The sequence below is a fragment of the Pseudomonas peradeniyensis genome (genome assembly GCF_014268935.2).
Classification (GTDB): domain Bacteria; phylum Pseudomonadota; class Gammaproteobacteria; order Pseudomonadales; family Pseudomonadaceae; genus Aquipseudomonas; species Aquipseudomonas peradeniyensis.
In genome coordinates this window covers 987,966-1,012,719 of sequence record NZ_JABWRJ020000001.1, presented here as the reverse complement: position 1 = coordinate 1,012,719, position 24,754 = coordinate 987,966, and the positions used below count along the sequence as shown (strand labels likewise).

14 protein-coding genes and 1 riboswitch are annotated in these 24,754 nt (G+C 65.7%); of the genes, 10 read left to right on the top strand and 4 right to left on the bottom strand.

The window, feature by feature from the left end:
* Positions 1–90 precede the first annotated feature (90 nt).
* The 7 genes from HU751_RS04555 to HU751_RS04525 all read left to right on the top strand — a co-directional run bounded on the left by HU751_RS04555 (position 91) and on the right by HU751_RS04525 (position 7,755).
* Positions 91–1,260 (top strand): acetyltransferase domain-containing protein, encoded by a 1,170-nt coding sequence (locus tag HU751_RS04555; RefSeq protein ID WP_186734778.1) that lies wholly within the window; start codon positions 91–93, stop codon positions 1,258–1,260.
* 27 nt (positions 1,261–1,287) lie between these two features.
* A riboswitch (cobalamin riboswitch) is annotated at positions 1,288–1,485 on the top strand.
* Positions 1,486–1,599: 114 nt separating this feature from the next.
* Positions 1,600–2,613, top strand: coding sequence for an ABC transporter substrate-binding protein (locus tag HU751_RS04550; protein WP_186734780.1), 1,014 nt, complete (start codon positions 1,600–1,602; stop codon positions 2,611–2,613).
* Positions 2,610–3,626, top strand: coding sequence for a FecCD family ABC transporter permease (locus HU751_RS04545; RefSeq protein WP_186734782.1), 1,017 nt, complete (start codon positions 2,610–2,612; stop codon positions 3,624–3,626). Before HU751_RS04550 ends, HU751_RS04545 begins: the two co-directional genes overlap by 4 nt.
* Complete coding sequence (locus HU751_RS04540; protein ID WP_186734784.1) at positions 3,623–4,414, top strand: ABC transporter ATP-binding protein; 792 nt, start codon at positions 3,623–3,625, stop codon at positions 4,412–4,414. The genes HU751_RS04545 and HU751_RS04540 overlap by 4 nt, the downstream gene beginning before the upstream one ends.
* A gap of 387 nt (positions 4,415–4,801) precedes the next feature.
* Positions 4,802–6,319 (top strand): DUF262 domain-containing protein, encoded by a 1,518-nt coding sequence (locus HU751_RS04535; RefSeq protein ID WP_186734786.1) that lies wholly within the window; start codon positions 4,802–4,804, stop codon positions 6,317–6,319.
* Positions 6,316–7,122, top strand: a complete 807-nt coding sequence (locus HU751_RS04530) for a hypothetical protein (protein WP_186734788.1) — start codon at positions 6,316–6,318, stop codon at positions 7,120–7,122. The genes HU751_RS04535 and HU751_RS04530 overlap by 4 nt, the downstream gene beginning before the upstream one ends.
* 285 nt (positions 7,123–7,407) lie before the next feature.
* The gene (locus HU751_RS04525) at positions 7,408–7,755 is read left to right on the top strand and encodes a DUF6124 family protein (RefSeq protein ID WP_186734790.1); all 348 of its coding nucleotides are present in this window, start codon (positions 7,408–7,410) and stop codon (positions 7,753–7,755) included.
* A gap of 295 nt (positions 7,756–8,050) precedes the next feature.
* Here HU751_RS04525 and HU751_RS04520 read toward each other — a convergent pair whose 3' ends face one another.
* Both HU751_RS04520 and HU751_RS04515 read right to left on the bottom strand, forming a co-directional pair.
* Entirely contained in the window at positions 8,051–8,485 is a 435-nt protein-coding gene (locus tag HU751_RS04520; RefSeq protein WP_186734792.1) for a bleomycin resistance protein, read from the bottom strand.
* Between the two features lie 247 nt (positions 8,486–8,732).
* Positions 8,733–9,104: a GFA family protein gene (locus tag HU751_RS04515; protein WP_186734794.1), complete on the bottom strand. Its 372-nt coding sequence runs from the start codon at positions 9,102–9,104 to the stop codon at positions 8,733–8,735.
* Between the two features lie 167 nt (positions 9,105–9,271).
* Here HU751_RS04515 and HU751_RS04510 point away from each other — a divergent pair, with 167 nt between their 5' ends.
* The 3 genes from HU751_RS04510 (at position 9,272) to HU751_RS04500 (ending at position 11,698) form a co-directional block, all read left to right on the top strand.
* A complete protein-coding gene (locus HU751_RS04510; RefSeq protein ID WP_155952705.1) occupies positions 9,272–9,427 on the top strand; it encodes a hypothetical protein in 156 nt (51 codons plus the stop codon).
* A gap of 58 nt (positions 9,428–9,485) precedes the next feature.
* Positions 9,486–9,965, top strand: coding sequence for a hypothetical protein (locus tag HU751_RS04505; RefSeq protein ID WP_186734796.1), 480 nt, complete (start codon positions 9,486–9,488; stop codon positions 9,963–9,965).
* Between the two features lie 230 nt (positions 9,966–10,195).
* Positions 10,196–11,698 carry a sensor domain-containing diguanylate cyclase gene (locus HU751_RS04500; RefSeq protein ID WP_186734839.1) on the top strand — a complete coding sequence of 501 codons (1,503 nt, stop codon included), beginning with the start codon at positions 10,196–10,198 and terminating at the stop codon, positions 11,696–11,698.
* A gap of 41 nt (positions 11,699–11,739) precedes the next feature.
* Here HU751_RS04500 and HU751_RS04495 read toward each other — a convergent pair whose 3' ends face one another.
* Positions 11,740–12,045: a hypothetical protein gene (locus HU751_RS04495; protein ID WP_186734798.1), complete on the bottom strand. Its 306-nt coding sequence runs from the start codon at positions 12,043–12,045 to the stop codon at positions 11,740–11,742.
* Positions 12,046–12,179: 134 nt separating this feature from the next.
* Positions 12,180–24,668, bottom strand: a complete 12,489-nt coding sequence (locus HU751_RS04490; protein WP_186734801.1) for a putative filamentous hemagglutinin family protein — start codon at positions 24,666–24,668, stop codon at positions 12,180–12,182.
* Between the last annotated feature and the right edge of the window lie 86 nt (positions 24,669–24,754).

Genomic DNA, 24,754 nt, shown 5'->3' with positions numbered 1-24,754 from the left:
GAGTGCCAGCGCATGCCTGTATCCAGGCACAAACAAATGAAATAAAATAACATTTCATTTGAATGTTATTCCTGCCTGCGACCCGCCTCGATGACCAGCCTCCCGACCGCCCTCCCCAGCCAACGCCTGCACAGCATCGACGCCCTGCGCGGCCTGGTGATCCTGTTCATGCTGCTGGACCACGTGCGCGAAACCTTCTTCCTGCACCGCCAGGTCAGCGACCCGATGACCATCGACGCAATCGACGCCACCGACCCCAGCCTGTTCGTCAGCCGCACCCTGGCGCACCTGTGCGCGCCGGTGTTCGTGCTGCTCACCGGGCTGTCGGCCTGGCTCTATGGCGAAAAGCACCAGGGCCGGGGCGATGTAGCAGCGTTCCTGTTCAAGCGCGGCCTGTTCCTGGTGCTGCTGGAGCTCACCCTGGTCAACTTCGCCTGGACCTTCCAGTTGCCGCCGGGCGTGATCTACCTGCAGGTGATCTGGGCCATCGGCCTGAGCATGATCGCCCTGTCGCTGCTGGTGTGGCTGCCACGCCCGCTGCTGCTCGCCCTGGGCGCGCTGATCGTCGTCGGCCACAACCTGCTCGATGGCCTGCACTTCGCGCCGCACTCGGCGCTGCATGTGCCCTGGGCGATCCTGCACGAGCGCAGCTGGCTGGAGCTGTCCGACAGCCTGCGCCTGCGCACCTCCTACCCGGTGCTGCCGTGGGTCGGCGTGATCGCCCTGGGCTATGGGCTCGGCCCCTGGTTCAGCCGCGGCAGCGATGCCGGCGAGCGCCAGCAGCGCCTGCTGCTGGGCGGCGTGATGCTGCTGCTCGGCTTTGTCGTGTTGCGCCTGCTCAACGGCTACGGCGAGGCGCCGTGGGCCTTCTACCCCAGCGTCGGGCAAACGCTGATGAGCTTCTTCAACATCACCAAGTACCCGCCGTCGCTGCTGTTCCTGGCCATTACCCTGGGCGTCGGCCTGTTGCTGCTGCGCGCTTTCGAGCGTGCCGGCGAGGCCCGCTGGGTCGGCCCGCTGGCGGTGTTCGGCGCAGCGCCGATGTTCTTCTACCTGCTGCACCTGTATGTGCTCAAGCTGCTGTATGTGGCCTGCGTGGCGCTGTTCGGCCTGAACCAGGGCAGCCATTTCGGCTTCGACGGCATCGGCGCGGTGTGGCTGGTCGCGGTGCTGCTGGCGATCGCCCTGTACCTGCCGGTGCGCGGCTTCGCCCGGCTCAAGGCGCGGCGGCGCGACATCGCCTGGCTCAAGTACCTGTAAAAGCGTTTTCAGCCGATGGCCCGATGGTCTACCATGCCGCCCGCCGGTTTCCACACGGAATCAAAAGGGAATCCCGGGCGCGCCGAGGGCGGGCCAAAGGGAACTGCCCCCGCAACTGTAGGTGCCGAGCCTGCGCCATCGATGCCACTGGGTCTGCCGACCCGGGAAGGCCGGCGCCGGCCAGGACGCACCAGTCAGGAGACCTGCCGGCACGCATTCACCAACCGGCGGGGTGTCCGGGATGGTCATCCGCCCCTGGCCGCGTGCTTGCCGCACGACGCCTGGCGATGCCTGTCCGTGGGCCATTCCGTGCACCACCCGACAGGAGATCGCCCCACCATGCCGTACCGCCTCGCCACCCTGCTCGCCGGCCTGTCACTGGCGGGCCTGGCCCACGCCGACGCCACCCGCTACCCGCTGACCGTCGACAACTGCGGCCTGCCGCAGACCTTCGCCCAGGCCCCGCAGCGCGCGGTGACCATCGGCCAGGCCGGCACCGAGTTGCTCTATGCCCTGGGCCTGGGCGAGCGGCTGGCGGGCACCTCGCTGTGGTTCAACAACGTGCTGCCCGAGTTCAAGGCGCAGAACGACAAGGTCGAGCGCCTGGCCGACAACGAACCGGGCTTCGAGGCGGTGGTCGGCAAGCGCCCGCAGCTGGTGACGGCGCAGTTCGAATGGATGGTCGGCGCCCAGGGCGCGGTCGGCACCCGCGAACAGTTCGCGGAACTGGATATTCCCACCTACCTGCTGCCCTCGGACTGCGAAGGCAAGGACAACCTGGTGGGCGCCGACGGTACCCGCCTGCAACCGTTCAGGATCGACACCATCTACAAGAGCGTCAGCCAACTGGCCGAGATCTTCGACGTGCAGGATCGCGGCGAACGCCTCAATGCCGAGCTCAAGGGCCAGCTGGACCAGGCCCGGCAACGCCTGGCCGGCCAGGACCTGAGCCACACCAGCGCGCTGTTCTGGTTCTCCAGCGCCGACCTCAAGGTCGATCCCTATGTTGCCGGTCGCCAGGGCGTGGCCGACTTCATGCTGCAGACCCTCGGCGTGCGCAACGTGGTCGAGTCCAGTGAAGAATGGCCGGCGGTGGGCTGGGAGACCCTGGCCAGGGCCAACCCCACCTGGCTGATCGTCGCGCGCATGGACCGCCGCCGCTACCCCGCCGACGACTACCGGAAAAAGCTCGAGTTCCTGCGCAGTGACCCGGTGACCCGCAACATGGACGCGGTCAAGCAAGGCCGGATCATCGTCCTCGACGCCGACGCCATGCAGGCCGGCATCCGCCTGTTCCGTGGCCTGGAGGTGCTGTCCAGCGCCTTTGCCAGCGGAAAAGCGCCACAACCATGAGCCGTTTGCTGCCCATCAGTGCCTTCGCGCTGTTCGCCCTGTGCCTGGCCATGCTCGCCGGGATCGCCATCGGCGAGACGCGGATCAGCGCCGAGGTGGTCTGGCAGGTGCTGGCCAACCAGTTGTGGCAGGCCGGTCATGCGCTCGACCCGATCGACGCCGGCATCGTCTGGAACTACCGCCTGCCGCGCACCCTGGTGGCCGCCGCCTGCGGCGCGGGGCTGGCGACCTGCGGGGTGATCCTCCAGGCGCTGCTGCGCAACCCGCTGGCCGAGCCGTACCTGCTGGGCCTGTCGGCGGGCGCCTCGACCGGTGCCGTGGCGGTGGGTCTGTTCGGCCTCGGTGGCGCGGTGCTGTCGCTGTCGGCCGGCGCCTTCATCGGCGCGCTGGCCGCGTTCGCCCTGGTGCTGGTACTGTCGCGGGCCAGCGGCAGTCGCCACGACAATTCGCAGGTGATCCTCGCCGGCATCGCCGGCTCGCAGCTGTTCAACGCGCTGACGGCCTTTCTCATCACCAAGTCGGCCACCGCCGAGCAGGCCCGGGGCATCCTGTTCTGGCTGCTGGGCAACCTCAGCGGCGTGCGCTGGCCGGCGGTGTGGCTGGCGCTGCCGGTGGCCCTGCTCGGGCTGGCGGTGTGCCTGTGGCACCGCCGGGCGCTGGACGCCTTCACCTTCGGCGCCGACTCGGCGGCCTCGCTGGGGGTGCCGGTGCGGCGCACGCAATGGTTGCTGATCAGTTGCACGGCGCTGGTGACCGCGGTGATGGTCTCGATCGTCGGCGCCATCGGTTTCGTCGGCCTGGTCATCCCTCATGCCCTGCGCCTGCTGCTCGGCCCCGGGCACAGCCGTCTGCTGCCGGCCAGCGCCCTGGGCGGCGCGTTGTTCCTGATCGTCGCCGACATCCTCTCGCGCACCCTGATCGCCGGCCAGGTGATCCCGGTGGGCGTGGTCACCGCCTTGATCGGCGCGCCGGTGTTCGCGTTGATCCTGGTCAGCCGCCGGGGGCGCCCATGACCGTGATGACCGCCCTCGCCCACGCCCCGCTCGCCTGCGAGGGCCTAAGCCTGCGCCTGGGCGACCGCGAAGTGCTGCAAGACATCGACCTGAGCGTAATGCCCGGCGAAACCCTGGGCGTGGTCGGCCCCAACGGCTCGGGCAAGTCCACCCTGCTCAAGCTGCTCGCCGGCCTGCGCACGCCCAGCAGTGGCAGCGTGCGTTTGCTGGGCGAGGCGCTGGAGCGCATGCCGCGTCGACGCGTTGCGCAAAGCCTGGCGCTGGTCGAACAGCAGGCCGACACCCTGGACGCCATCAGCGTCTACGACGCCGTGGCCCTCGGCCGCACGCCGTGGCTGTCGGCCCTGGCGCCGTTCGGCGCGGACGACCGTGCCATCGTCGAACAGGCGCTGGCCGACGCCGATGCCGGCCACCTGCGTCGGCGCTTGTGGGGCGAGCTGTCCGGCGGCGAACGCCAGCGCGTGCACATCGCCCGTGCCCTGGCCCAGCGGCCGCAGGTGCTGCTGCTGGACGAGCCGACCAATCACCTTGATATCCAGCATCAGCTGAGCCTGTTGCGACAGGTTCAAGCGCTGCCGGTGACTACCCTGGTGGCCTTGCATGATCTGAACCAGGCGTTGACCTGTGACCGGTTGGCTGTCCTGGACCAAGGGCGGTTGGTTGCCCTGGGGAAGCCTGAAGTGGTGCTGACGCCGGAGCGGTTATTGGGGACGTTTGGGGTTCAGGCTCATTATCTGGTCGACCCGTATGACGGGGCGCGGGTGCTGCGACTTTGTGTAAGGTCGTGACATACTCATACTAGCTGGTCACGCTGCTTCCAACGTAGCTTGGCTGATGTACATCGTCGTACTAGAAATCGGAGTAGGTGCAGCATAAAGTAGGGGCGATCTAGCCAGCGCACTGCAACCCATTTAAAGCTACTATGCATCGAGTAAAATATTACGCTATTGTTATGGAAATAAAGGTCGACTCAGAATGATTCATGTGAGCACTCACTGCTTTAGTCATCAAAGTCCACCTACGGTGGTAGCCCATAAAAGCTTAACCACGTGTAGAAAAATCTGTAGGAACGGATACTAAAAAACCAAAAATACAAAATTCAGATTTTATTCAGCCAGTAGTGCGACAGAGCGTCAAAGTCAAAGCTACCAAAGCCAGAAGAGAACGAGCAAGACATGGAATTCAAATCAGTTCACTACACAATTGATTCGCTACTACAAAAAGTTCGCACAAGCAAGATGGCGCTACCTGACTTTCAACGAGATTTCGTTTGGAACCCCGCAAGAGTTGTTGAACTTTTAGACAGTGTTGCTAGACAGTGGCCAATAGGCTCATTACTTCTCTTAAAAGGCCCTCAAACCTTTGCCATAAGGGAAATCAATAGCGGTCCCGTGGTCAGCGGAGACGACCTTGACATATATATACTTGACGGACAACAGCGCCTAACATCACTGTACCACGCCATTAGTGACGTCTCCGATATATGCTATTATATAAAATTCGACCCATTACTTAACAACGAAGATGACTACATCGCCTGGGAAAAAAGAGAGCGATTCCTCAGAAACTACCCAACAATCGAGTCAAGAGCCAATTCCCGAGTCGCGTTAGTAAAAGACATTTGGGACCAAGAAAACTTCTACACTTGGCTCGAGAACATTCAAGAAAGCTCACTACGAATAAAAATTGTTAGCGCCAAAGAAAAGAGACTTGCTGGCCTCCAGTCAAAAGTTTACAAAATGTTCGCAACCGAGCTAGATAAAGAAATCGAACTAGAAGCTCTTGCGCGAATTTTTGAAACTCTCAACCGAACAGGCGTAAGACTTAACGCCGTAGACTTAATGGTTGCATCCCTATACCCAAGTGGCTTTAAGCTTCGAGACGAGTGGGATCGGGCCAAAGACTCCTACGACATCTTGAACCAGATAAATCCTGACCCCATAGAGATCCTTAAACTCATCGCGTTACTTGTGCGCGTCCGGTATGGAAAAAACTCTTCTGCTGGGGTTCGGCAAGGCGACTTGCTGAACATACGGCGTGAACTAATTAGCAACACATGGAACGAGGCCTTAGAGCTTTACTGCTCTGCTTTAGAGTTCACCTCCAAAAATCTTGGTGTAATCAATGAGGACTTAGTTCCCTCTTGGTCAATGATACTGGGAGTTGCAGGATGGCTAAACACCCCAAACTACAACCCTATACAAATAAAAAAATGGTGGGTGTCACGCGCATTTGAAAACCACTTTGCGCAAGCTGCCAACACAAGAATCGTCACAGACTTTGAAGCCATTACAACTCTTGGCAACACGTTCGAGCTTCCATACCCGGAAAATAGGGACATACTTTTAGAGCCAGCGAAGCGCAATGGTCTCTTAACAAAGGCAATAGGTGGATTACTCGTACAACGCGGAGTACTGGATCCAAACACCGGCAAAGAACTTACTGGCGGCCAGAAAATCTCCTTCAGGTCAATACGAGATCTTAAGACCACCCGAATCTCGAATGACGACCCAATATACTCAATCATGATCGTCTCGGAAAGAACAGATAAAGCCTTTGGAAAAGAGTATAACTTAAACGATTTGACTCACCCATACGCACTAGCCACACAAGGTTTTGAAGAATACATGCGCGACACTGGGTTTTGGGACAGCCTTATTACCGACACCATATTTGGAGGCACTCGCGCATGAGCAAGCAACGTGGAAGCCTGGCAACTATTGCGCTAGTTTTTTTGGCCGCGATTTTGATTTGGTCCTCAACTCTTGTCGCAGTCCCCTTTCTAAGCACAAAACTCACAGAAAGCTTAGAGGAATGCAAATCCGAAGAGCAGACTCAATGCACTGAAAAAATTTCACTTTACGGTGCAACAGGCGACATGTTTGGGGCTGCAACCTCCCTATTTTCTGGGCTCGCACTATTTGCTGTTGCCTTCACCCTCGCCCAAGATTTGCGCGCAAGAAGCGAGTCTCGTAAACCTTTCCTAATTGCATCACTTGAGCAAGAAGATTTCATTTTACACGACCCCAAAATCGGCCAAAGCAAAAGCATCTCATATTTCATAACCGTAAAAATAAGCAATCAAACCACTGACGCCGCCTTAAACGTATCCGCAAAAGCGAATTTAGTGACTTCATCCACTTCGAAACCTTTGGCAGGCTTACACTTGCAACAACCACTAAACGGAACCTCTTCCGAGTCAATCACATTCAGAGGGAACCTTGACGCAAGCGAAACAATGCAGCTACTAGACATCCTCACTGACGCAAACAAACATGCAACCCTAGCAATTGAAGTCAATTACGCAAGCCTCGAATCAATATCTTGGAAAACCTCAGTAACTTACGAACTACGCTGTGAAAACTCTGGTCAACGCGACAAGCTGAACTCCGTTCGAAGCGACAGTGAGCACTATCTTGACCTATGGCGCAATGATGCCGCAGTGGCCCTAGACACCTCAGTAAAAGATAATAGTTGGTCGCACTCAAAAATTTAATGATAAATCGCCTCTTGACTCATCTCTTTAGCACTGTAAGATTTGATGGTCACTGTCAATCCAGTGACCGGGTTTAGCAGCCCGTTCAAAGATCAAGGTGCACACAGCACCTCTTCACGTTCACACCTCGATGCTCATCGCGGTGTGAACGTGTTATGGCGGCTGTGCGCGGGGCGCCTTCGTGCGCGCCGGGTTCCTTGATCCCTGGTCTGCTAACCCGCGTACAGCTGCCACCCTTTCGTTTAGCAGCGATGCGTGGCGGCTCCACTGATCAAGGAGCTTGTTATGACCAAGGGAATACCCGACCCACCCTGCTGCGCCCACTACACCTTCGGCACCTGCAACAACCATCACGCCCCGCTCTTCACCGTCCGCCCCGGCGTCTTCGCCGAGGATGCGCTGGTCCACGCCATTCAACTCGTGCAACAAGCCTACCAGGCCACCACCCTCGCCCGTGAAGACGTGCAGGGCGATGCCCGGCGCTTGCTGGGGGGATCGCAATTGTCGCTGGAGATGGTCGAAGCCTTGCTGAACAAAGTGCTGGATGGGCTGGTGCTGCTGCCAAGCAATCCACCTGCGCCTGATCGGCCAGGGCGACTGGAAAAGCCGATCAGACGAGAGGATTTCAGCTAGAAGTGGGATACGTGTCTGGCTGGCAGGTCTGTCGCCAGACGCTTTGAAGTGATTGCTTCGAGGTTTGGTGATTGGATTTTTCTCACAGCGCCCTGGGATCTGCATGGGGCTGAGACGGTAGAGCACCGCTGGCGCGGCGCATCGCCTGCAAGCCGGCTCCCACAGGTATTCGCTAGTGTTTTGCAACTGCATGGCACCGGCGACGCCGGTGATCGCGGGGCAAGCCCGCTCCCACGTTGGTAATGCTGGTAAGGCTGCTTCCAGCGCGACAGCGCAAATGAGCAGGACGCGGACCCTACCGCTGATTCGACTGTGCCGGACGCTCGCCCATCCGTTGCGCCAGCCTCAGCAGATAACCATCCGGGTCCTGGACCAGCAACTGACGCAACCCCACCTCGATGGCGTCGGCGCGATACCAGACGTCCTCGCACGCCTGGAACAGCGGCCAGCGATGGCGCTCGAGCCGTTCGACCAGCGGTGCGACCGCCGCGACGTCGATCTGCAGATTGATCCCCCGCCCCAAGGGTTTTTCCAAGGGTCCGGTGAGCCAGTGGTCCTCGGCGTCGAACTCTTCAAGCATGACCTGCGCGCCCTGCAGGTCGAGGTAGGCAAAGCGCTGCTCCGGGCGCTGATAGGCGATCTCGAACCCCAGCAGCGAAACCCAGAAATCCAGGCTGCGATCAAGGTCGTTGACAATCAGTTCTGGCACCATCCTGTTGCGCTGCAGCATGCAGGTCGTCCTTGAGCGGCATGGAAAAGTGGGGTGCATGATACCCCTTATCCAACCTTCCACCATCCCGCCTCACCGGTCTCAAGCCATGCACCAAGGCAGACAACCATGGCCTGACAGGTTCGGTACGTTGCAACAAATGTAGGAGCGGATTCATCCGCGATGCGCCGCGCGGGCGGCGCTCGATCTCACAGGCGCAGCAAGGCCCTCGCCGAACACCTGTCAGCCTCCCCCCAATCCCCAACCATCACCCAACCTTCCACCAACGCGGCCGACAAGCCCGAAACGAATGCGAGCTCGGCCGCAGGGCCTGGTCACCCTTGGCATCGAAGCAACCCAGCAGCAAGGCCACCGTCGGCGCATCGTCAATGGCCCCGAGGGAACTGCCGCAGGTGGCACAGAACGCACGGCTGGAGCCCTCGGACGAGCGATACAGCGCCGGCAATCCAGCCTCCCCGGTCCAGGCGACCGCCGCCTTGTCGAACTCCACCCAGCACAGGGTCAGGCTGCCGGAGTGACGCTGGCACTGCCCGCACGAGCAGGTATGCGGAAAACGCGGCTCGCCGCTGGCGGCGAAACGGATACGGCCGCACAGGCAGCCACCTTTGTAGAGGGTCATGGGGTTACCTTCCTTGGCTGCCGGGATTGCCGCACAATAGCCAACCTGGCGCCCGACGGCGGCGCAAAAGTGTTACGCCGTGTGGCATGCCGACCTGCGCTGCCTGCGCCACCTGCTACAGTGCGCCCCGCGGCCCTTCCGGCCCCTGCAATGATGGAAACCTGCTGATGGAAAGAATGATCCAGTTCGTGGCCGTGGTGGTGGTCTGCACCCTCATCGGCGTCGCCTGCGAACACTACGAAGTGAACCGCTACCTGAAATGGCTGCTGATGGCCCTGCCGGCGATCCTCTGGGTGCGCCTGCGCAATCCGCTGCAACGCTGATTCCTCCGCCACGGGTTTGCAGTACACTCCCAAGCCTTACCGTGCCCAAGGCCCCACCATGCCCCGCCTGCCTCGTCTACTGCTCCCCGTGTTGCTGCTCGGCGCCCTCGCCGCCTGCGACCAGAAACCCAGCCGCGAGGAAAAGATCCTCGCCAACCTGCCCCTGCAGGAAGCCTACGACCACAACATCGAACGCATGGCAGGCCTTTTGGCCATGACCCATGCGCAGGTGCCCGAGGACAAGATCAAGGACGTGCTGCGCAAGCACCTGACCGTCGACGACCAGCGCCAGGACCTGTTCAGGCTGTACAGCGAGGAACACTTCAGCGACGCCGAGTTCGACCTCATCACCCAGGCCACCCGCGACCCGGCCAAGGCCAGGGAACTGGGCCAGAGCGAGGAAGGCAAGCGCCTGAGCGAGAAGCTCACCACGCTGATGCGTGAAAGCGCCAGCGACGCCAAGGTCCAGGCACTGGTGCAGGAGCGCATGCAACAGGTCGAGGATGACCTGCGGGCGCTGGAGCAGACTGCACCCTGAGCCTGGATAACAAGGGCGGATAATTCCGCGAGCTCCGTGGGAAAACGAAGCCCTCCTTGTGCTCCAACCCTGCAATTGCGCTCAAGCATGGTCCACCTTGCGCCAAGCGCGTAAGGTGCGTTTTCCGTTGTATCCGACGAGGCCAAGGATTGCGATATTTCACCCCGCACGGACCGCGCCCCGACCTGCGCACCCTCATACTCGCCCTTTGCGCCACCACCGCCCTGGTCATGCTGCTGGCCAGTTACTTCGCCAGCTACCGGGTACAACGGCAACTGCTGATCGACAGCGCCCTGGAGTCCAACCGGGTGTATGCCGCCAAGCTTGCGGCCGTGACCGAAACCACCTTGGTCAGTGCCTTGCAGCAACTGGCCTACAGCGCCCGGCAAAGTGGCCTGCACCCGAACGACGACAGCCTGGTACAGGATGAAATCGACCGCCTGCAACAGCAGGGCAACCTGTTCAACTCCACCTTGCGGGTCGATGCCCAAGGGACCGTGCGCTCGCTCTCGCCCGCCCCGCTGCAGCACCTGGCCGGCAGCCAAGCGACTTCACCCGGCGCCCGGCAGGCACTGCGCGAACACCGCACGCTGGTCTCCACGCCTTTCCTGTCGGCGGCCGACAACCTGCTCGTGGTGCTCTCGCAACCGATCTTCGACACCAGCGGCCACTACCATGGCTACATCGGCGGCAGCCTCTACCTGCGCGAGCGCAACCTGCTCAACAGCCTGCTGGGCACGCACTTCTACCAGAACGGCTCGTACCTCTATGTCGTCGATCGCAACCGCCGGCTGCTGTTTCACCCTGACAGCAAACGGGTCGGCACCCTGGTCGGCGACAACCCGCTGCTGGACGACCTGCCGAACCTCGACCATGGCACCCGGCGCCTGGTCAACAGCCAGGGCGTCGAGATGCTGGCCGGCTTCGCCACGGTGCCCAGCGCCGGCTGGACCATCGTCGCCCAGCAGCCACTGCGCAACACCGTAGCCCCGCTGCGCCAACTGGTCCTCAATGTGATGGCCATCTCCGCGCCGCTGGCCCTGCTCGGCTGCCTGCTGCTGTACTGGCTGACTCAGGTCATCGCCCACCCGCTGCGACAATTGACCCACGTTGCCCGGGGCATGGGCCAGCAACAGACCACCGAACGCATCCACCAGGTCCGCGCCTGGTATGCCGAGGCCGCCGAGCTCAAGCGCGCACTGCTGTTCGGCGTCAACCTGCTGCAGGAACGTATCGGCCGACTCAACCGTGATGCCCAGACCGACCCGCTCACCGGGTTGTTCAATCGTCGTGGCCTGCAACAGGCGCTGCGCCTGTTACAGGCCGAAAAACGCGGCTTCGCCGTGGTGGTGCTGGACATCGATCACTTCAAGCGGATCAACGACGGCCATGGCCACGATATCGGCGACCAGGTCCTGCAGCAGCTGGCAGGCTTGATGCGTGGAAGCTGTCGCGAGGGCGACCTGCTGTGCCGCACCGGCGGCGAAGAGTTCCTGATACTGCTGCCGGGGGCGAGCCTGGAGGTGGCGACCGCGATCGCCGGTCACCTGCGCCTGACCGTCGAGCACGCCCCTTTCGCGCCGATTGGCGGCATCACCCTGTCACTGGGCGTGGCCAGCTGGCGGCCTGGGGACGGCAGCGATCCCGCAGATGCGCTGGCCAACGCCGACAAGGCGCTGTACCGGGCCAAACAGAAGGGGCGCAACCGCGTCTGTATCGACAGCCCGGCCTGACGCCTGCTCGTCGGCGGCCCGCCCAGCCGCATCCGTCACGCTCAGGCCTGGCGCCTGCGCGGCACCTGTTCCGGCAGCGGCAAGGCGCCGGTGGCCAGGGCGCGAGCGCGGTCCACGCCCCACACCAGCGCCCGGGTCATGGTCTCGCCCGGCCGCGAGGGGTAGTACTCCTCCAGCAGGGCCTTGCCACCTCGGGCATACAGCCCGAGAAACAGCTGCGTGGCACCGACCCTGGACAGGCGCACCTGCACATCGATGCTGGTGCCATCGCTCAGTTCCTCGTCATGGCAGCGACTGTGCAACTGCGCATCGGCCCACTGCCAGTAGGTCTCTTCCCTGATTCGCATTGCGCTCGATACTCCGTGTCTGAAATGCCGCGCAAGAAAAGCACAGCCACGAAGCCGCGACGAGGGCCACTCGCCGAAACCATGAGCGGGATCAAGAAACCACAGGAAAAGCCTGCCGTTGGGCGGTTTTGCTCTCATAGCAACAGGTTACCCCGCTCCTCCTCGGTCAACTGCGCCTTCGCCCGTTCGTCCAGCGCCCCCGCGCCCAGCACCTGCACCGGGCTCTGGCGGTTGTACTGGGGATTGAGGCTCGCCCCGTCCTGGCCCGGCACCAGCCGCTCGCCGCCGAAACCCAGCACCTGCACGGTGATCACCGAAGGCTGGCGCTGCCTGGACGCAGCCTGCTGCTGGCGGCCCGCCTCTTCGGCAGCCTGGCTGGCCGACGATGCCGCGGCACTGGCCGAGGCGATCGCACCGGTGTTCACCGAGGCCACCACCGGCATGCCCTTGGCATCGCCCTGGACCTGGATGTTGGCGGCGTTGACCACCTGCAGCGCGGCGATGTTGACGTTGCCGGACACGCGGATCCCGGCCTCGCCGGCATCGATGGTGCCCAGCGGCGCGATCAGGTCGATATCCCCCGGTGGCACCTCGGCGATCGGATTGAGCGTGGCGATGCCGGCGCCGGTGCTCGGCACGCTCGGCGCCAGGCCGACGTTGCCCCAGCGGTCGTAGGTGCGCTTGGGCGGGGTGTAGACCACGGTGGTCTTCGAACCGCGACCGGCGTTGATGTCGCCCTGGGCCGACCAGCCGAGAATCGAGCCGCCGAAGGTGGTCATGATCCGGCTCTGGCCGAGCAGGATGCTGCCTTGCGAATACAGCTGGATGTTGCCGCTGCCCTGGGTGATCACCCCGGCGGTGGTCGGCGGGGCCTCGCCTTCGATGCCAAACACTTGCTGGCCACCCGGCGTCAGTACCTGGATATCGCCGCCGAAGTCGGTGTGGATGCCAGCACCGCCGTAGAAGGTGGCGCTACCGCCATAGCTGATCGGGTTGCCGGCCACGTCCCGCTCCGGGAACAGCGCGGCGATCGCCTGGCGACCGCGCAGGTAGCTGCCGGTGCGCGGGCCGTTGACGTCGTTGTATTCGCGGCCACCCTCGCGCAGTTCGGCGAAGTACACCTGGCGGGCGAAGATCCGCTGCTGCTCGGCAGGCAAGGCGGTGAAATAGGCGCGGCTTGCGGCGTTGTCGCCAGTAAAACCGAAGCGTTCGCGCAGCCAGGCCTGAAGCTCCTGGTCGTAGACCTTGAACGGCTGGTCTGGCTGGCCCTGCTCCGTGCCCAGGTAACGCTCGAGCAGGCGGGTATAGTCCGGACCGGCTTTGCCGGCGCCGACGACGATGGCGATAGCCGCGCCGTCGTTACCACCAACGCTGCCATCGACCCGGCCAATGCTGTTGATCGCCGCCTCCTGGTAAGCCGAGCCCACGCCCTGGCCGGACTGGAACAGGTTGCCCCCGGCGACCACCTCCAGTTGACCGGGACCGGCGACATTGAAGGTGCTCAGGCGAATGTCGCGGCCGGCGCTGATCAACGAGACATCCAGGGCGTCACCATGGATGATCAGGTTGCCCGAGGAATGGATGTTGCCCTGATCCCCCGCCACCATGCCCGTCGCCCCGAAGCGCTCGGTCCCCAACGCCTTGCCAGCATTGACGATATCGCGCCCGGCCATCACCCGCACCGGCCCTGCGCCCTGGTACAGCTTCAGCCCGGTCTGCTGGTATTCGATGATCTCGCCGGTGTTCAAGCCGAGGATGTCCCCCGTCAAGGCATAGAAACGCGCAGGCGCCTGCGGCCGCTGCCCGGCCCTGTAGGTGTTGAGTCCATAGGTGAACAACGGCGCCGTATCCAAGCTACCGGCAACGTCCCCGCTCAGGTTGCCGGCCCGGTATACGAACGAGAAGTCCTGGCCCAGCATGGCTGGTCGCTGCGGCGTGGCGATGGCTGACGTATCGGTGCCAGCCTGGCTGATCACATAGCCACCGGCATAGATCGACTCGCCCGCGATCAGTTGCAGGGCGCTGCGCGCAGACGGCGCGGTCATCAGCGAGTACGCCGACGTCGCGACGCCCCGCTCGCTGGCCGAACTGCCGTAGTACAGGCTGCCGTTGGCCGCCGACACGCGCAGGGCCGTCGGGTAGAACAGCCGCCCGCCGTAGAGCGGCAGGTTGCGCCCGGGGCGGGCGTCGTCGATGTTGACCGGCGTGACATTGCCGCCCAGGGCCAGCAGGTCCACGGCGGTGGTCTCGCGCCACAACGAGAACCAGCTGCTGCCCTGCCCGGCATAGCGCACGCCGTTGTCGCCAAGGAAGCCGGTCATGTTGAACTGCGGCACCCGGCCCGGGTCGCCCACACCTTGCACGACCAGGTCGCCGCGGCTGTCCAGGCGCACGGCGGCATCGCCCGGCATCAGCGTCAGGCCACCCAGCGCCGCCGCCTTGGTCGAGGTGAAGGGATCGTAGGCACGCGACTCGCTGCTGTCGTTGAAGGCGAAACTGCTGCCATAGACCTGCCTGACCACGCCGACGCTGCCCGCCTGTACATTCAGGGCGCCGCGCAGGTTGACCAGCGTGCCGCCCAGGTCGGGGGTGACGCGGGCCATTTCCAGGGCACTGGAGCCCGGGTTGATGGCGCCGGCCACGCGCAGGTCGAGGTCGCCGCCACCGGTCTGTAGCAGACGGCCATCCTCGGTCATCCGGCCACTGCCGCCGACCACCAGGTTCAAGCCCTGGCTGCGCTCGGCCTCGACGCCGGCGGTGTTGCTCGACTGCAACAGGCCCGCCGAGCCGCCCACGCCGACATCCAGGTTGCCGCCACCCAGGGTGCCGATGCCGGTGAAGCCCACCAGCCAGGGCTCGGCCAGCGTGGCCTGGGGCTGTTGGGCGAAGGTGCCGAAGTTGACCCACCAGGCCGCCGGGGTATCGGCGCTGGGCTGCCCCTGGCGCCACAACCAGTTGCCCACCGCGGCCGACGCCGCTTGCGGCCTGGCGAGGGCGCTGCCGGTCCTGGTCGCCACCAGGTTGCCCGTCAGGTCGCCGCCGGCGGCGATCCGCAGGTTGCCACCCTGCTCCGGATACCAGGCGCGGTACAGGCTGTTGGTCAACGCTTCATAGGCCGTGCCGGCGCCGCCGAGCAGGCTGCCGTCGGCCAGCCGGCCACGGGCGGCCTGGTGCGGGTCGCTGCCGTCACGCAGCAACGACAGCGCCTGGGTGCCGGCGGTGTAGACGCCGAACAGCGAGTCCATGCGCCAGTCGCCGGCGCTGAGCAGGTCCAGATCGCCGGTGCCGGTACGCAGCACGCTGAACATCAAGGTCTGCGGCGTGACCTCTATTCGCTCGGGTTCGGTGGGCGCATCGATCTCCAGGCACCAGCCGGGGATGCTGCAGAACTCCATGTCGGCCTCGGCCACGGGGGTGCCGGGCTCCATGCCGAAGGTGTTGTCCGGCCCCCAGACCCAGATCTTCTTGCCGCCCAGCACCTTGTCCATGCACCAGCCGTCGATCTCGCACATCACCAGGTCTTCCGGCGCCACCGGCGTTCCCGGCTCCATGCCGAAGGTGTTGGCGGGGCCCCAGACTTTGATGACCTTGACCGCAGGCTCGCACCAGCCTTCGTTCTCGCACATCACCAGGTCCTCCGGTGCCACGGGGCTGCCCGGTTCCATGCCGAAGGTGTTGCGTTCCCCCCAGACCAGGCCGGTCCCCGAACCGTCGCCCCCCGTGCGTTTCTGCTGAGCGATGTAGTGCAGGTCGGCCAGGCGCAGCACGCCGGCATCGGTGTCGGGACGCGTGATGCGACTGTCGGCGGCGTCCAGGTCGGCGCCGGCCACCAGGCGCATCGACCAGGACTGCGAACCTTGCGCCAGCATCTGCGCCAGCGCCCAATTGCGCCCCTGCTGGCCATTGACCGCAGGCCGCAGCTCGATCAGGTCGACGCCCTCGGCCAGCTTGACGTCGGTGCCGGCCGGCAACCGCGAACCCACGGCCAGGCCCAGCACGCCGCGCTGGGTCAGGCCGCCGCTGGGCAGGGCAACGCCCTTGCTCCAGGTGCCGCCCTGCACCGCCACGCTGACCGGCAGACGGCTGCCGGCGTCCAGGCGCGTGCCAAGGGCCAGGGTGACCGGTTCGCGCAGCAGCGTGCCGGCGGCATACAACAGGTTGCCGGCGGCATCGCGCACCGCGGCCTCGAGCACCGTGCCCGCAGGCAGGGTCAAGGGCGCCGACAGGCTCATGGCACTGGGCAGGCGCTGGTTGGCTGGCAAGGTGGTGGCGGCGAACGGCAGGTCGAAGTTGAGCAGGCTGCCTTCGGGGAACAGCGTGCCCTCGGCCAGTTCGACACCGCTGCGCGGGATCACCAGGTCGCTGTCGAAGGGCTGCTTGCCGGGCACCAGCAACCAGCCCTTGCCGTCCATGCGTGTGTCGTCGGTGGCCAGGTCCACCGGCATGAAGCCGTCGCTGATGCTGCCGTAAACCTCCAGGTTGCCCCCGGCGCGCAGCACCAGGTTGCCCACCTCGCCCGAACCGTAGACCGAGGTCTGCGGGGTCAACGGATTGAGGCTGGCGTAGCGATGGCCGGACAGGTCCAGGTCGCCCTGCACCACCAGGTCGGTACGAGCATCGACCGTGGCGATCTCCACGCCCGGCCGCAGGTGCAGGGCCTGGGCGTAGCGGGAGTTGTTGAGCCCGGCCAGGCGCACATCGAGCAGGTCGCGGTTGCCCAGCAGGTGGTTGATGAACTGCACGCTCAGGTCGTGCTTGCGGTTCAGGTAGTCCTGGTCGATGACCTGGACCGGCCGGCCACTGGCCGAGGTGCCGCCTGGCGCCGCGTCGGTGTAGCGCTGGTTGCCGACCACCGCGATGGAGCGGGCGCCGAGGATGTCCACTGGGCCGCGCACATCGATGGCAATATCGCCCGCGGTATCGCTGCCCAGGCGTGGGGCGATCAGTTCCAGGGTGCCCCGTGGGCGACCATCGCCCTGCCCGGAGGCGGTGCCGTGGCGCAGGTCGATGCGCGCGCCGCTGGCCAGGGTCAGCTGGCCCTGGCCACTGTTGAGTTCGACCACGGCGCGGTTCGGCGCGTCGATGATCGCACCGTAGCTGTCGACCCGCAGCACACTGCCGTGGGCATCGAGCAACGCCCCGGCGCCGAGGGTAAGGCCACGTCCGGCGGCCAGGCGGATGCTGCCGACCTGTTCGCCGCTGGCATCGACATGGCCATCGACCCTGAGCTGGCCGTTGTCCAGCGACACGTTGATCTGCCGTGCCTTGAGCTCATCGCCGATCACCAGGTCGCCCTGCTTGATCTGGAAGCTGCGCGCGCCGAACACCTGGTCACGGTTCAGGCGCTGGTTCAAGCCGGTAAAGTCGTCCAGGCGCCGGGCACGGATATCGACCGCCCCGCCCGCGTAGGGAACCAGAGTACCGGCGGCATCATACTGGCCGCTGGCCGCACCAAGAATCCGGCCGAGCAGCTCGATGCCCCCGCCCTGCTCGCCCAGGGCGATGGCGCTCAGGCGGCCGGCGCGGTTGTTGCGGGCACTGAGGTCGATCAGTGCGCCGGCGGCCTGGTGAATGTTGCCGAACTGGCTGCCGAGCACCAGCTCGCCACCCCAGCTGTACTGGGTCACATCATTGAAGGTCAGGGTGCGCCCGGCCAGGTCCACCCGCGCGGCGTCGCCCAGGCGCAGGTCGTCCACGGCCTGCAGGGTCAGGCGGCCGCTGGGCAGGCTGAAGGTGCCGTCGACCTGCAGTTGCCGCGCCTTGAGACTCAACTCGGCGCCCAGAGCCTCACGGCCGCTGGCCAGCGTGCCCGCACCGCCCTGCACACGCAGGGTGCCGCCGGCCTCGATGCGATTGAGCGAACCGGCGGTGCCGGTCCACAACGGCGTGTCCACCAGCAGGTCGCCACCGCTGTAGGCAAAGCCGCCGTCGGCCTGGTAGTCGCCACGGCGGTGATGAACCAGCAGGCTGCCCTTGTGGTTGGCCGTCACCTGGTGACTGGCGTGCAGTTCAACACGGCTGAAACCCAGGGTCTGGCGCGCCATCTCGGTACTGCCGTCGGGCTGGCTGTTGGCGCCATAGCCGAATTCCAGGTCCTTGACGCGGATGGCCAGCACGCCATCGCCACTGCCGGCCCCACCCGCGATCGGCGCGCCCGCGACGTTACGGGCACCACTCCAGATCAGACGCTCGGTGCGGATGGTCGCCTGGTCGCCGGCCAGGCCACTGCCATGGATGGCCGGCACGCCGAGGACCAGGGCCTGCAGACGGTTCTTGCCGGTGAGCGGGTCGTAGGTGTCGAGCGCCGTGGTGCCAAAGAAGTTCAGCGAGTCGGACGCCGCCAGCGTCAGGGTCTCCAGCGCGGGCACGCCATCGGCCAGGCTGCCCTGCAGCAGGCGGTCGAGCACCTGCTGGTTAAGGGTCAGGCCCTGACCCAGGACACCATTGGCCAGGGCCTGGGCCAGCGCCTCGGCGCTGCCGACGTTGATCCGCCCGACCGACAGGCCCAGGTGACGGGTGCCGAAGGCCACGCCATCATCGAGACTGAAGGTCTTGTCGGTGGCGGCGAACAACGAACCTTCCGAGTACAGCCGGGTATTGCCCTCGCAACCGCCGGCGCTGCAGCCGCCAATGACAATGGAGCCCGGCGCCCCGCTGGTGGTGAGCGGCGAGGACACCACTTCCAGCCGGCCATTGGACACCGCCAGCAAGGCGCGGCCATTGCTGTTGATGAAGTAGCCGTCATCGGCGCCGAAGGGCACCGCGCCACGGCCAAGGGTGACGATACCGGCCCCCTGCTCGACGACGATGCCACCGCGCGGATCGTTGCTGGTCAGGAACACCTCGCCAGCCCGCAGCTCGGCCCCCGAACGCACCCAGATATCGCTGGTGCCTTCGAGGAAGGTCATCTGGTTGCCGCCCTGGCCGTAGAGCACATTGGCCCGCCCGCCCAGGGTCAGCCTGGGTGCCTGCAGGGCATTGAGCTCGCGTGCCGACAGCACCGCGATGTTTTCGCCGCTGGCCTGGCCGCTGCCGCCCTCGGCGACGATCTCCAGGCCCCTGGCGCCGAACACCGCCGCGCTGCCGGCATGACCGCCCTGGGCGGCGGCGAAGTTCACCCGGCCGGCGACACGCAAGGTGCTGCTGGCATCGTTGTTGGTATTCACCCGCAGGTTCAGCCACTTGCCATCGGCCTCGATCGCCGCGCGCGGCACGCCCTTGGCCACGGCATCGGCGCGGGCGAAGTCGGCATAGGACATTTCGTTGTACTGCGAATAGCGCCGCAGCACGTCGGCCGAGGTCAGGATCACCTGGTTCGGCAGCGCCTGGCGGATACCGGTGTTGGCCACCGACAGGCTGCCCGTGGTGGTCCAGGAACCGTTGCGCATCGCCTGGCTGCCAGTGCTTGCTCCGGCCATGGCCAGGCCATTGAGCTCGACCCTGAACGCGCCCGGCAGCAGGGCGTAGCTGGCCGGCAGCAAGGTGTAGGTGCCTGCCGCCAGGCCTGGGATGCTGCCGTCCAGGGTGATCTGCTGGCCGATCCCCGGCGCCGCCACGCCGGCCTCGCCGGTTACCGGTGCGTAGGGGCCGGTGAAGCTCGGCACGATGGCATAGACCGGGTTGCTGTCCAGCGTGGGCAGGACCAGGCGACCCTCGCCATCGAGCTGCATCAGCGGGTGGTAGCGGGCATCGGTGGAGCCGCCACGTCCAGAGACGAATCCGGCCCCGGTCAATGTGCCGCCCCCGGACAGGTCGATCAAGGCGTCCTGGCGGACATCGATCGATTTGCCGTTGAGCGACACCCCGTAAAGGCTGTCGCCTGCCGCCCCCACCAGCTTCACCGCCTCGCCACCGAACAGGTAGCTCAAGCCGTCCACCGTTGCGCCATAGGGCATGACCAGCCCGGCCGCGCTGACCGAGGTGATGCTGCCCGGCAGCAGGGTCACGGACTGGGTGCCCCCCGTTTCCTGCCCCAGCGACAACCCGCCCAGCGGTGCCCGCAGCACGCCGCCCTGCTCCACCTTGCCGGCGATAAGCGCCAGCCGGCCGAATACCGAAAACGGTTGCTCGGGCGTGTTCAGGCCACTCCTGCCAATGCGCAGGGTAGCGTTGGCGCCCGTCTCGATCTGGCCAAAGGCACCGGTGGTCGGGTAGATCTGCGCGGCGAGCAGCTCCAGGTCGGCATTGCCGCGCAGCAAGGTGCGGTCGGTGCCCTCGCCGACCTTGCCCAGCACGCGCAGGTCGCCCTGGCTGCGCAGGCTGCCCAGGGCAAAGCCACGCCGATCGAAATCCAGCGTGCCGCCCGTAGCCAAGGCAAGGCTGCCATGGGCGCCCAGGGTCAGCGCATCGCGCAGGTCCAGCAGCTGCGCGTCGACCTGCAACAGCGCCGCGCTGTCCTGGGTCGACAGGCCGCCCTTGAGGGTCGGTCGGGTCGCCTGCTCACCACTGCGGTGGTTGCTGCCCGCGAGGCGCACATAGGGCGCCTGCAGGTGAACACGGGCGTCGCCAGCGCTCCCCTGGGCCAGCACCAGCGAGCCGGTGTACAGCTGCAGGCTGCGGGCCATCCGCAGATCGAGGTCGCCGTCGAACGCCACCACACCGTCGCTGAGCAGCGACAGGCTGTCGAAGCCCCCTTGGGCGATCCGGGCGACGTCGAGCCGCCCCTGGCCATAGCGCAGCGGACCGTTCTCGACACCGGCCGCGCCCTGGGCAAGGACCAGCTCGCGGGGGGCCTTGACCCCGTCGACCAGACTGCCGTTGACGTAAAGACCGGTATCCAGCGCCACCTCCAGGCTGCCACCCGCAGCGCCACGACCACCGGAAGCGGCGCTGAAGCTGCCGTTCAGGCGCAGCCCGTGGCTCGACGCCAGGCTGATGCGCCCGCCATTGCTGGCCACGACCAACGGCCCCTGGCCACGGATATCCAGCGTGGCCTGGGCACCATCGGCGCGCAGGCGGGCGCCCTCGGCCATGTCCAGGAACAGGTAGGCGCCATTGCTGGTGCCCAGGTTGTGATCGATCTGCCCGCCGATGACGATGCTGCCGCCGTCATCGACCCGGCCATAGCGGCGCCCCTGCAGGTCAACGGCCGTGACCGCCCGACCGGACACATCGATCAGAGCCTGGTCGCCCAGGCGGATGGAACGCTGGTGCGCGCCTTCGGAAACGCCGGAGTCCATCACCGGCAGCCACTGCTGTTGCAGGCTGACGCTGCCGCCCCAGGCATTGAGGGTGCCGTCCAGGGTCAATTGCGCGGTGCTGCTCAGGCTGATGGACTGCAGCGGGTCGACACTGATCGTCGCGCCGCGCCCGACCTCGAGCAACGCTGCTTCGCGGACGGTCTGGGTGAAACGGGTATCGCCCGCCGCCAGGGCCAGGCTGGCGCCGGCACGCGGTTCCAGGGTGCCGGCCACGGCGTTCTGCACGAGCGGCGGCGCCAGCCAGATCTGTGCCTGGCCGCTGACCGGCTGGCTGGCGTCGAGCCGCTCCACGGGGCGGGTGACGTCGATACGGCTGCCAGCGGCCACGCTCAAACTGTGATTGCCGGTGATGGCGTAATGGGCGAAGCCGCGGCTGAAGAAGTCCTCGGCCAGATGCACGCTGGCCTTGCCATCCGCGGCGCCGCCAATGCTCACCCGGTCGGCGGCCACGGTCAGGGTGCCCGCAGCGCTGCTGCCGTAGCCGCGCAGCTCACCGTCGAGGCGCATCCGGCCGGTCCCGGTACTGTTCAGCGCGCTGCTCTGCAAGGTCAGGTTGCCGCCACTGCCGCCGAGCAGACGGCTGGCTTCACGGCGCACCACACCGCCGGACACGTCCAGCACGCTGCCGCTGTCCAGCAGCACATCGCCGCTGCTGCGCAGGCTCAGGCTGCCGCCGTTGCGCCAGGCTCGGTCACCGGGATTCGCATCCTCGCTGCGCAAGCCGCTGACATCCAGGCGCACGCCGGCGGCCACGCCGACCTGCGCGCGCAACCCTGTCGGAGTAACAAGCGGCAGGTCCTGCAGGCTGGCGAGGACCCGCTGCCTGAGCACATCACCCAGAACCATCTCCCCGCCCCTGGCGGTCAGGTCGGCATTGACCTGCACCTGCGGGGCATAAAGCGTCAGGCTGCCACCGTCGGCCAGACGCAGGGCATCATCGACCTGGATACGCTGCTGGGCGGCGACCGTCAGGCCGCCCAGGGCCAAGCCGTTGAGCCAGTCACTGTCGAACAGCAGTTGCCCGCGACGTTTGTCGTCGAGCGGTGCCTGCAGGCCGACATCGGCGCTCTGCCCACCGGCCCCTTGACGCACCAGCACCTGCTGCATGACCGGTGTCAGGCTGAAGCCCAGCGCCTTGGCATCGTTGAGATAGCCGGGCACCTGTTGGCCGATTACCAGCTGCGCGCCCTGGGCTCGGGCACTGTGGACCTGGCTATAGCCGTCGCGTCCGCGCACCGGCGCCTGGACCTGGCGCTCGTCCTGCCAGGTCTGGCCGATCAGTTGGCCATCGAGCACCGCGCTGTGGGTCGCCACCACCAGGCTGCCGGCATCGCGCCCCACGGTGTAGCCCTGCTCGAAGCGCTGGCCGGGGGCGATCAGCGGGTTGTAGAAGGTGCGGGTCTGGTCCCAGCGCGCGCTGTGCGCCTCGTAGCCTTTGTACAGGCCGGTGTAGAGCAGGTCACCCGGGGCCCGCGACAGTTCGTACAGGCGTCCGTCCTCGCCGCGCAACCAGCTCTGGCGGACGTAGCCGTCCTGCACCGCCAGGGTGCCACCGGACAGGTTGATCTCGGCGCCGGCACGGGTCACCAGGTCCTGTCCGGTGAAGGTCACCGTGCCGCCCTGGGCCATCCACTCGCCGACACTGTGGTTGCGGGTGCCGAGGTAGCCGCCGACCTCGAGCAGGCCACCGGCGGTGTACCAACGATCGCTGGCGTAGCCGTTGACGCCCTTCCCGACATGCACCAGCTCCCGCACATCGACCCACACATCGCTGTTGATCAGGCCGCCCTTGTCACGGTTACCGGCAGCGTCGCGCTGCTCGTTGCCCTGCACGTTGATCTTGATCACATTGCTTTCCATGGCCACCTTGACCCCGAGGGCCCCGGCCACGTCGATGCGCGCGCCATCGTCCACCAGGCTGCGCAGCCCGGCGCTGACCGCCACCTGGCCACCGGTGGCCAGGGTCAGGGCGCCTTCCTGGAAGTGCACGGTGCCGCCACTGACCACCTCCACCCGCGACTGTTCGGGGCGATCGATGACCTTGCTCAGGTTGTCGAAGCGGCCCGTGGCATTGTTGCCGCTGGCGCCATCCATCGCCTGCCGCGAAGCCTCCCGCTGACTGTCGAGGGCCTGGCTGTCATCGAGCAGCACGGCGGTGACGCTGCCCTTGCCGAAACTGACCGTGCCGCTGGCGTCACTGGCCGAATTGAGCAGGTGGATGCTGCCGCGCCGGTCCACCGCGGTGCTGGCCAGGGCCACGCCGTCCTGGCGCACGGCATGGCCGGTCAGGGTGATGTCGCCGCCCGCCGCCTGGATCAAGCCGCCGTTGACCACGCTGCCGGCGCTGCTGCCGGCCTTCAGGCTGCTGGCGACCTCGTTGCCGCGGGTGGTGGAGAAGGCGTTGGCCTGGGTGCCCTTGCCCCGACGGATGTAGAAGGCGTCACCGGCGGCAAGCGTGGCCTGGCCCTGAGGCGTGATGATCTGGCCTTCGTTGCTCACCTCGCTGCCCAGCAACAGCACGTAGCCGCCCCCCTCGGTGGAGGTGGCCGGCGCGCGGGTCTGCAACTGCGCGCCGCGCTCGACCTGGAGCTTGCCGGCGGCCTCGGTGAAGGTGGCCTGGCTACCGTTGTTGTCGACATAAAGCCCACGCTCGCGGAACTGCTCGTCGCTGACCTGCGCCGCCGCCGCCACCAGGTTGCGCACGTTGACCTGGCTGCTGCCGTTGAATACCACACCGTTGCGGTTGACCAGCATCACCGTGCCCTGGGCCTCGATCTGGCCCTGGATCTGGCTCGGCCGGGCATTGGGATCGTTGACCCGGTTGAGCACCGCCCACTGCGCCTGCTGGTCGAACTTGACCGTGGTGTCGCGGCCGACGTTGAAGGTCTCCCAGTTGAGGATCGCCTTGTCGGCGGTCTGCTCGATCAGCACCTGCGTCCTGCCGCCCACCTGGCTCTGCTGCGGTGCCTTGGCGTTCTGCCAACCCTTGGTCAGCGGGTTCTCGTCGACCTTCAGGCCGCCCTCGCCCAGGCCGTTGGGCACCGTCTGCGGCTGCACCTGGGCCAGGGTGCGCCCGGCGGCCTGGGCGGCCTGCTGCGCGGCAATTGCGGCCACGGTATTGTTGAGGTTGCCCACCGAACGCTGGAACTGCTGGTTCAGGCGCTGCTGCTGTGCCAGCGGCGGTGGCGCGCCGGGCAGTTGCACGCTGCCGCCGCCCGCGCCGCCCCCCGCCGCAGGCGCGGCGCCCTTGGCCGCGAACCAGGCCGAGCTGAACGGCTGCGCGGCCTGGGCCGTGCCCGCCAGCATCAGCAGCGCGATGGCCTGGGCCAGGGGCTTGAGCAGCATTGGCTCATGGCCCGCAGGCTGGCGGCGGCGCCGGACGACAGTGGCTGGAAGGTCTGGCTGGTGCTGGCCGCGCGACATCGCAGGGTTCCTTGTACTGGGTGATGGAAGGCAGGTCGGTGCGGTCGTGATGCCGCTTTGCCATAAGGCAGTCGGCCCGGGCCCGG

Coding starts and splice junctions, on each gene's coding strand:
- HU751_RS04540 (WP_186734784.1), top strand. CDS start 3,623: ATGACCGTGATGACCGCCCTCGCCCACGCCCCGCTCGCCTGCGAGGGC.
- HU751_RS04520 (WP_186734792.1), bottom strand. CDS start 8,485: ATGCTGCAGCGCAACAGGATGGTGCCAGAACTGATTGTCAACGACCTT.
- HU751_RS04525 (WP_186734790.1), top strand. CDS start 7,408: ATGACCAAGGGAATACCCGACCCACCCTGCTGCGCCCACTACACCTTC.
- HU751_RS04555 (WP_186734778.1), top strand. CDS start 91: ATGACCAGCCTCCCGACCGCCCTCCCCAGCCAACGCCTGCACAGCATC.
- HU751_RS04535 (WP_186734786.1), top strand. CDS start 4,802: ATGGAATTCAAATCAGTTCACTACACAATTGATTCGCTACTACAAAAA.
- HU751_RS04500 (WP_186734839.1), top strand. CDS start 10,196: ATGCTGCTGGCCAGTTACTTCGCCAGCTACCGGGTACAACGGCAACTG.
- HU751_RS04495 (WP_186734798.1), bottom strand. CDS start 12,045: ATGCGAATCAGGGAAGAGACCTACTGGCAGTGGGCCGATGCGCAGTTG.
- HU751_RS04515 (WP_186734794.1), bottom strand. CDS start 9,104: ATGACCCTCTACAAAGGTGGCTGCCTGTGCGGCCGTATCCGTTTCGCC.
- HU751_RS04530 (WP_186734788.1), top strand. CDS start 6,316: ATGAGCAAGCAACGTGGAAGCCTGGCAACTATTGCGCTAGTTTTTTTG.
- HU751_RS04545 (WP_186734782.1), top strand. CDS start 2,610: ATGAGCCGTTTGCTGCCCATCAGTGCCTTCGCGCTGTTCGCCCTGTGC.
- HU751_RS04510 (WP_155952705.1), top strand. CDS start 9,272: ATGGAAAGAATGATCCAGTTCGTGGCCGTGGTGGTGGTCTGCACCCTC.
- HU751_RS04505 (WP_186734796.1), top strand. CDS start 9,486: ATGCCCCGCCTGCCTCGTCTACTGCTCCCCGTGTTGCTGCTCGGCGCC.
- HU751_RS04490 (WP_186734801.1), bottom strand. CDS start 24,668: ATGTCGCGCGGCCAGCACCAGCCAGACCTTCCAGCCACTGTCGTCCGG.
- HU751_RS04550 (WP_186734780.1), top strand. CDS start 1,600: ATGCCGTACCGCCTCGCCACCCTGCTCGCCGGCCTGTCACTGGCGGGC.